The organism is Anabaena sp. 4-3, assembly GCF_001597745.1.
In the GTDB taxonomy this organism is placed as follows: domain Bacteria; phylum Cyanobacteriota; class Cyanobacteriia; order Cyanobacteriales; family Nostocaceae; genus Trichormus.
In genome coordinates, this window is sequence record NZ_LUHJ01000075.1 from 405 (window position 1) to 5,425 (window position 5,021).

Annotated in this window: 5 protein-coding genes and 1 tRNA gene; 5 read left to right on the plus strand and 1 reads right to left on the minus strand. The window is 45.1% G+C overall.

Translation table 11 applies throughout. From position 1 onward, the window contains the following. Positions 1-361: 361 nt before the first annotated feature. The 5 genes from A3775_RS22280 (at position 362) to A3775_RS22300 (ending at position 4,230) form a co-directional block, all read left to right on the plus strand. On the plus strand, positions 362-634 hold the full coding sequence (locus A3775_RS22280) for a hypothetical protein (protein WP_066384141.1): 273 nt from the start codon (positions 362-364) through the stop codon (positions 632-634). 14 nt (positions 635-648) lie between these two features. Further along, the gene (locus tag A3775_RS22285) at positions 649-1,320 is read left to right on the plus strand and encodes an ABC transporter ATP-binding protein (RefSeq protein WP_066384140.1); all 672 of its coding nucleotides are present in this window, start codon (positions 649-651) and stop codon (positions 1,318-1,320) included. Positions 1,321-1,612: 292 nt separating this feature from the next. Further along, entirely contained in the window at positions 1,613-2,164 is a 552-nt protein-coding gene (locus A3775_RS22290; RefSeq protein ID WP_066384137.1) for an NYN domain-containing protein, read from the plus strand. Between the two features lie 150 nt (positions 2,165-2,314). Further along, positions 2,315-2,386 (plus strand) — tRNA-Asn (locus A3775_RS22295). Positions 2,387-2,502: 116 nt separating this feature from the next. Beyond that, on the plus strand, positions 2,503-4,230 hold the full coding sequence (locus A3775_RS22300) for an NFACT family protein (RefSeq protein WP_066384135.1): 1,728 nt from the start codon (positions 2,503-2,505) through the stop codon (positions 4,228-4,230). A gap of 222 nt (positions 4,231-4,452) precedes the next feature. On the opposite strand, the gene A3775_RS22305 is transcribed toward A3775_RS22300, so the two are convergent. Further along, on the minus strand, positions 4,453-5,021 hold a 569-nt coding region (locus A3775_RS22305; protein WP_231867058.1), incomplete at its 5' end, for an FHA domain-containing protein.

Here is a 5,021-nt window from a genome sequence, read left to right on the forward strand (position 1 = left end):
TAGAGCAAATCTCCAAATTTTTATAATTACGTCACTGTTTAACAACTGGCCATTTGTATAGCCATCTGTAAACAGAAAGTGAACTAGGTTGTCAACCTAGTTTACAATTTTTTACCGACTTTAATAATTCTAGGTGCAAATCGCTAATTTTTCCAGGGGCTATTAGGAAGAATTTTAATTTTTCTATACAGAGGGGCTGGGGACTGGGGATTGAGGATGAGGGGGATGAGGGAGATGAGGGAGATGAGGAGGAGAAAAACTAATGACTAATGACCAATGACTAATGACTAATGACCAATTCCCCATTCCCCATGTCCCTAACGTTAAAATGAGTCCTACAGTTATATGTAGTTACTGCTAAATGTTTACCATTGACTTAAGCATCAGAAATACTGCTTTCCCTGTATCAGTACAACGTAAGACAGCAGAAGACGCGGAAGCTGTCTATCAGCTAATTTTGGCGGCAATGCGTTCGGGAAATCCTGACATTGTAGAACTCAAGTGTGAAGGCAAGACAGAGAAAAAAATCGCTGTTCGTGCGAGTGAGATTTCTGGAGTGCAGATTGCGGAGAAAGATGGTGTCAGTGCGGCTGGTGGCAGACCACCGGGCTTTTTCGCCTTAGCTGGTGAGTAAACCAAGGTGTATTCATGGCGCAAGCGGGCATTGTAGTTAAGGATTTAAAGTTCAGTTGGCCTAATGGTGAGCCAGCAATTCAATCTTGCTCTTTGGAAGTACCCAGGGGGGAATTTTGGATGCTGTTGGGTACTAATGGCAGTGGCAAATCTACGTTACTCCGACTGTTGGCGGGGCTTTTAGCTCCCCAGTCGGGAGAAATTCGGGTTTTGCATCCTGTGGGTTTTGTGTTTCAAAATCCTGATCATCAATTGGTGATGCCAACTGTGGGCGCGGATGTGGCGTTTGGTTTGGTGGAGGAAAAGCTGCCAACGGCTACAGTGAGAGCGAGAGTTAAAGAGGCTTTAGAAGCTGTTAATTTAAGTGCCTTGCAACTGCGCCCAATTTACGCCCTGAGTGGGGGACAAAAACAACGGGTAGCTATAGCAGGTGCGATCGCTCGTCATTGTGAAATCTTATTATTAGATGAACCCACAGCTTTACTCGATCCAGATAGCCAACTGGACTTAGTAGCTAGTGTCCGCAGCCTAGTGAAAAGCCGGGGAATCACAGCTTTGTGGGTGACACACCGATTCGACGAGTTGAATTATTGCGATGGTGCTTTTCTGCTCGAAAAAGGTCTACTCGTGGATCAAGGTGAACCTCAGCGTCTTAAACAACGCTTGATGGCAGGGAATAGGGAATAGGGACTGGGGACTGGGGACACATCAATTCAAAAGTCAAAATTCTTGACTTTTGACTTGTTTGATGCACTATGCCCAATTCCCGATGCCCAATTCCCAATTTATTAATAATTTTTGACAACTGCGACGCGCCAAAAACAGGCGCGTTTACTTTTGATGGGGCTTTCTGCTCGTCAACTTTGCCATCAAATCTGATGATTTTAGTGTTTGTAACATAGTGTTACAAGCAATGCTTCAATTACTATAAAACTTATGAATGGATTTTGTTAACTCTAGAAAATTGTGATTAAAAACCATGCCCCGTCCCTTACCAAAAGCCGTTTTATTGGTAGACGGCTACAATATAATTGGCAGTTGGTCTTGCCTGAAAAAAACCCGTGATAGTGCTGGATTAGAAGCTGCTCGCTGGGAACTTGTAGAAGCGATGACAAGTTACAGCGCATTTCAAGCTTATGAAACTCAAATAGTTTTTGATGCCCACTATCAAAATACGGCTAGTAATAGAGAAGTGATTACAGAACTGCTTTCAGTTCATTACACTGATTTCGGGCAAACAGCAGATACCTATATTGAAAAAATCTGTGCATCTTTGCGCCCTCACATTGCACAATCTCGCATTTCTCGCGTGATTGTAGCTACGTCAGATCGCGCACAGCAGTTGACGGTACAGGGATACGGGGCTGAATGGTTATCCGCTCAACAACTCTGTTGGGAAGTAGAAGCTACTGTTTGTCGGGCGCGAAAAAAATATCAACAACGCAAACAATCTTCCAGTCGGTTTCTAGCTAGTGCCATTGATGCTAAAGCAAGGCAACGGCTGGCTGAATTACGCATGGGCTTAAAATAGCCATACACATCCAAAAATTCTCTAATCTAATCAGAGAGCGGTTTTTGGCTGTGAGATTGTGGAATTTCAGCACCGACAAAAAAATTTTTGGAAAAAGACTTGCCATTTCCTAAAAACTTCGCTAATATTATTAATCGTGAGCGCAAGCGTTCCTCAGTAGCTCAGCGGTAGAGCGATCGACTGTTAATCGATTGGTCGCTGGTTCGAATCCAGCCTGGGGAGTTGAACAATTGATAATAACATAAAAGTTAAATCAAGGGTTGAGGCAAACTAGCCAAGTAGTATATTGTATACTGAGCATCGACCTGAGAAGGGCAAAGACTTACTAGATAATTGTCGTGCAACCAGTTGATTTTACCACCCTCACAGCTACTTGTAGCGAATTGTCGGCTGAATGGATACCGTCACGGTTAGAGCAAGTTTATCAGCGCGATCGCTATACTATTGCTATAGCATTACGTACCTTGAAACAAAGAGGTTGGCTAGAGATTTCTTGGCATCCTCAAGCGGCACACATTTGTATTGGTAATCCACCACCACGCACACCGGATACCTTTACTTTTAGTCAACAGTTAATACACCAGTTGGGTGGTTTAGCCTTGGTGACAATTGAGGCGATCGCCCCTTGGGAACGTGTGATAGATTTACAATTTGCCCGTCGTCCTGGTGAGAGTGCGCTGTATCACCTCTACGTCGAAATTATGGGCAAATACAGCAATGTCATCCTTACCGATGCGAATAATCAGATTATTACTGCGGCTCATCAAGTCAGTCAGCAACAGTCTAGTGTGCGCCCTATCCAAACGGGACAACCTTATGAAATACCGCCAAAACTGACTGGCCCAGTGCCTAGTTTAAGTGAATCGCCAGCACGTTGGCAAGAACGGGTTAGCTTAGTTACAGGAGCAATTAAACGGCAATTGCTCAAAAGCTATAGCGGTTTAAGTGCGATGTTAGTAGAGTCTATGTTGCTGGCGGCGAATATCGCACCAGAGACAAATACCGATGCTTTAACTGCCGAAGACTGGCAAAGGTTATTTGAATGTTGGCAAGAATGGCTACAAGCTTTAGAGCAGAAGAATTTTCAGCCAGCTTGGACAAAACAGGGGTATACCGTGATGGGTTGGGGTGCGGTTGCACCAGTTCAAAATATTCAAACATTAATTAATGAGTATTACACTGGGCAATTCAACCAGCAGATATTTACGCAACTGCGGCATCAACTGACTCAGAAATTGAGTAATATTCTGGCTAAGTTGCGGAATAAAGCCCGGACTTTTAGCGATCGCTTGCAGCAATCCGATCAAGCTGATGAGTATCGCCAAAAAGCTGATTTATTGATGGCTCACTTGCAAACCTGGGAAGCGGGGATGACAGAAATTATCCTACCGGATTTTGAGACAGGTGAACCAGTAGCGATCGCCCTACAGCCAGATAAAAACGCAGTTCAAAACGCGCAAAACCTGTACAAGCAGCACCAAAAACTCAAACGCGCTCGTGCAGCTGTCGAACCACTACTGGAAGAAGTACAAGCAGAAATTAATTACCTAGAGCAAGTAGAAGCAGCCCTGTCACAAATAGAAAATTACCAAACAGCAGAAGATTTACAAGCCCTAGAAGAAATCCGCGACGAATTAATTGGACAAAAATATTTAGAAGAATTAGATTATCGTCGTAGTGCTAATGAAACACCCAGCACTAACTTTCATAACTACTCTACACCTAACGGCTTTCAAGTGTTAATTGGTCGTAATAATCGCCAGAATGATCAATTAACCTTTCGGGTAGCCGGAGATTATGACTTATGGTTTCATGCTCAAGAGATTCCTGGTAGCCATGTTTTGTTGCGCTTAGAACCTGGTGCTGTTCCAGAAGCCAGTGATTTGCAATTTGTTGCTAATCTAGCTGCTTACTACAGTCGCGCTCGTCAGAGTGAGCAAGTACCGGTAGTTTACACGCAACCAAAATATGTTTATAAACCCAAAGGTGCTAAACCGGGAATTGCTATTTATAAGCAAGAGCGTATTCTTTGGGGAAAACCACAATCTGCTCATCTGAGGGAGTAGGGAGCAGGAGAGTGGGGAGTGGGGGGAGCAGGGGAGATTTTTTATCCAAAATTCTTTAATTTTGAATTTTGAATTTTGTAGCTTGCTTCTCTTTCCCTACGGGACGCTCCGCGAACAGAGACGCTACGCGTTCGCGTAGCGTCTCGTAGAGAACGCGCAGCGTATCCGTAGGATTCACCCGTAGGGTATTTTGAATTGATTAGTCCCCAGTCCCTAATTGAATTATGCGAGTTTAAAAAGGAATGTTACCAAATCACCTTTACCCAGACTGATGCGATCGCCTGGTCTGAGGCGGTGTCTGTTACCTGGTAACAAGGGCAAATTGTTAATGTAAGTACCATTAGAACTACCTACATCTTCTATATAGAAAGCGTCTCCCTCAACGCGAATATCTGCGTGTACCCGTGAAACGATTTCAGAGTTGGCAAATCCTGAAACATCTATATCAGGAGGAATACGGTCATTAGGCTTGCCAATATGAATCACAGACAGATTGGGCGGTAACTCAATTTCTCTGTCACTTTGGACGTGAACTAACCAGCCTGTGATCTGCTGTAATTGAGTTCTGGCAGGCGATGGTACTGCAACAGGTTCAGGAGTTGGTGCGGGTGCGGGTTCGGGTGCGGGTGCGGGTTCGGGTGCGGGTGCGGAGGCTTCCACTGCTGGCACTGGTGCGGGTGCAGGTTCGGGTGCGGGTGCGGAGGCTTCCACTGCTGGCACTGGTGCGGGTGCGGGTGCGGGTGCGGGGGCTTCCATTACTGGCACTGGTGCAGGTGCGGGTGCGGGTGCGG

Bases quoted from the DNA above. Each gene is read 5' to 3' on its own strand.
- A3775_RS22280 (WP_066384141.1), top strand. From the start codon at position 362: ATGTTTACCATTGACTTAAGCATCAGAAATACTGCTTTCCCTGTATCA.
- A3775_RS22285 (WP_066384140.1), top strand. From the start codon at position 649: ATGGCGCAAGCGGGCATTGTAGTTAAGGATTTAAAGTTCAGTTGGCCT.
- A3775_RS22290 (WP_066384137.1), top strand. From the start codon at position 1,613: ATGCCCCGTCCCTTACCAAAAGCCGTTTTATTGGTAGACGGCTACAAT.